Consider the following 2970-nt stretch of genomic DNA (forward strand, 5'->3'; position numbering starts at 1 on the left):
ATCACCCACTACCACATGGGATTCACCACAGCACTCAACCTCGCACCCCCCGCAGCCGGATCACTCCTCGCCCTACGACTCGCCCACAAACACACGCCAAAACAGAATCAAAAACACAGAAACTGAAATAAGCGCTGCGCACCTCAGTGACTAAAAATTGAGGAATGCAGCGATCCGACGGTTGGCGATCTCCTGCGAGATGCTGTGGATCGGGCGGCGCACGCTTCCCAGTTTTCGACTGCCGGAGCCGGAAGATGAGCGAATAGCGGTGCGGGCCTGGACGCCCCCAACCAACAAGTCGGGCGGCTGCACGCGAGGAAGGGGGCGCACACGAGTTCTGGCGTCAGCATCTGAGATCAGGCAGACGGTGCGCACAGCCGAGTCAGTGAGCTGTTTCAGCCTGCCGCTCCAGGGTGAGGACGGCCGCGGCGCTTGACGTCATTCGATTCGGGCTGCACCGGGATCTGCGGAAAATGCGCCAGGCCTTCAGTCGTGCCACGCCGCGTTCGACCGGTGCTCGTGCCGCGGACAGCGCACGGTTGACGGTTTGCTGGGTCGGTGTGAGCTCGCGGCCCGGCGGACGTCTGAGGGGTATCGTCACCCACGAACCGGCTCCAATGTAGGCCCGGTCGGCGAGGATGGGGACGCCCTGGCGCTCACAGATGCGGATGATCCGACGGGTGCGGGCCGCCGTCAGGTCGTGGGCACGGCCGGGCAGGGCGGGTGAGATCCACAGCAACCGCCCAGCCGGGTCGGTCACCACCTGCACGTTCACCCCATGTCGGCGGTGCTGTGGGAGTAGTCGGCCCGGCTGTCGCCGACCCGGTCACACTCCGCGAGCGTGCCGTCCAGCAGGACGTAGTCGGGGTCGGCTTCGCGCAGCGAACGCAGCAGGCCGGGCGCGCGATCGGCGAGCAGAGAACCTCCCCTTCGGCGCCGAACCAAACTGAAGCCCAAGTTGGCTTTCGAGTGATGCGACGAGGTGCAGTCAGTTCGATCCCGGGGCCCGCTCAGGCACCTCCCGAAGGGGTGAACATCTGCTGTTGGTACAACTCGTGAACAAAGCCAGCATCTCGGTGATGATGCGCATCCGCTGCTCCCAGTCGTGGCCGGACGGACGGGGTTGCGTCCTGAGAAGTGGTGTACGGGTTCGACCTGATCCGGGGGTTTGCTCCGGCATCGGGATGGTGCCCGCATAGATGAACGGCCACCGGCTGATCTTCGAGATGTCGAAGCTCGAAGGAGATCAGCACGATGTTGTGCCCTGCCGTCGCTGCTGCTGTCATCGTCGCTGCCGGTGGCGAGGGTGCGGCCGTTGGGGCTGAAGGCCATGGACGTCACGGAGCCGATGCTGTTGAGGATGGCCTTGGCGCGGCGGGTGGCTACGTCCCACAGCCGTACCGCGCGTTCGCTGCTGGTGGCGAGGGTGCGGCCGTCCGGGCTGAACGCTACCGAGGTCACCACGTTTGGGTGGCCGGTGAGGGTGGGCGGAGACGGTCTTTTCGACGGATTCGCCGAGGTTGTGCCATAGGTGCCAGGCGTCGGCAACTTGCTGAGCTTGCGGGGCACCGCTACGTGCGCCCTCGGCATAGGCACCGGCCCGGTCCCGGCAAATGATCTCTACTTCCGGATGGTCCTTCAGCCATGCGGCCAGCGGTTCTGCATCCCGGCCGGGCAGCACGTCCACCGGGCGCCGCCGCTCCAAGTCCACCAGGATCGTCGCGTACGACTCGCCCTTCCGTAGGGCGAAATCGTCGACACCGAGCACGCGGATCTCCCCGGCGGGTTCTTCCGGCGCGGCGCGGACCAGACGTAACAGGGTGTCCTTGGCGACGCGCAGGCCCAGCACTCCGGCCAGACGGACTCCCGCACGGCCGGCCAGCGCGAGAGCGATCGAGGTCAACTGCTCACGCACCAGTGGGGTGTAGCGGGCATACGGGCTCGTCAGCCCCGCGATCTGCTCGGCGAACGTCACCGCCCGGCACGCGGGGTTCGGGCACTTGAACCGCCGCACCACCAGCTCGATTACCACACTGGCGCCACCGACCGCGGCATCCGCGAGCCGTCGCATGTACCGACCGTGCACCCTGCCCGACGCACTACCGCAGTGCGGACAGTCCGCACCCGCCGAACGGGCCCGCGCATGCATCGTGAGCCCGGCCGCGGCCCGGTCGACCAACTCCACCACGACACCACCAAGATGAGGGAACAGCACCTCGAAACTCTGCGAAGAACACGCGAGTCACGATCACAGGCGCCACTGGCATCGACAGCGTCACAAGATCAGCGACAGAGCCCGTAATTCCCCACCCTGACGATCACGATTCCCCATGTGTCCGGGGCCGCCCAGGCTGTCCCGCTGAGAGTTCTGGCAAGCCGAACTAGGAGACGAAGCCCACGACGCCGAAGCCGCGGCGCGCCTGCGCGTGGCGAAGCCAGCCGATGACGTCCATTACGGCGTCGACCACTTCTGTCTCCAGCGGCGGGGCGTAGCCGTCCCGCTTGGTCTGCTCGAACTGCTCCAGCGCGTTATGCGCGCATCATCGCCGTTGCCACTGACAGCCCCGTCAGCTCTCCCAGGCGTCGGGTCCGCCGCCGCTCCATTCGATGAGAGCGGATCGGACGACGTCCATCTCGTTCCAGTTCTGCAGTCCGGCTTCCTGAAGGAAGGCGGCGACGTCGAGGAGCCCGTAGGCGATGCCGACGAAGCGGTCGCCTACACGGACGCGCCGGCCGCCGTCTTCGGCGGGCGGGTATACGACGACGGGCTTGTCGGACGCCATGCGGTCAGCCTGACGTGATGGAGGGTGGGGTGCGCGGTGAGGTGCGCCAGTCGCGTGGCGTTCGTAGGCGGGTACTCCTTGAGGGCTAGCTAGTGTGATGCGCCAGAAATCGCGGGCTTAAGTCTGTCGCTGGTTATCGCTGGCTGGAGGAGTGACCTTGGTGAGGTAGCCGGCGAGGGATTTGAGG

General features: G+C 66.3%; 1 protein-coding gene and 3 pseudogenes. All 4 read right to left on the minus strand.

The genetic code is table 11. From position 1 onward, the window contains the following. Positions 1 to 382: 382 nt before the first annotated feature. Positions 383 to 918: pseudogene (locus KUM49_RS29925) on the minus strand (transposase family protein); the annotation flags it as partial. A gap of 393 nt (positions 919 to 1311) precedes the next feature. Further along, positions 1312 to 1590 (minus strand): annotated as a pseudogene (locus KUM49_RS50805) (WD40 repeat domain-containing protein); the annotation flags it as partial. Beyond that, positions 1502 to 2149: pseudogene (locus KUM49_RS29930) on the minus strand (ISL3 family transposase); the annotation flags it as partial. The pseudogenes KUM49_RS50805 and KUM49_RS29930, both read right to left, overlap by 89 nt. Positions 2150 to 2567: 418 nt before the next feature. Continuing rightward, on the minus strand, positions 2568 to 2783 hold the full coding sequence (locus KUM49_RS29935) for a hypothetical protein (protein ID WP_217240093.1): 216 nt from the start codon (positions 2781 to 2783) through the stop codon (positions 2568 to 2570). Positions 2784 to 2970 lie beyond the last annotated feature (187 nt).

The sequence above is a fragment of the Streptomyces sp. AC555_RSS877 genome, from assembly GCF_019049245.1.
In the GTDB taxonomy this organism is placed as follows: domain Bacteria; phylum Actinomycetota; class Actinomycetes; order Streptomycetales; family Streptomycetaceae; genus Streptomyces.

Excerpts from the sequence above, each read along its gene's own strand:
- KUM49_RS29935 (WP_217240093.1), bottom strand. The coding sequence starts at position 2,783 with ATGGCGTCCGACAAGCCCGTCGTCGTATACCCGCCCGCCGAAGACGGC.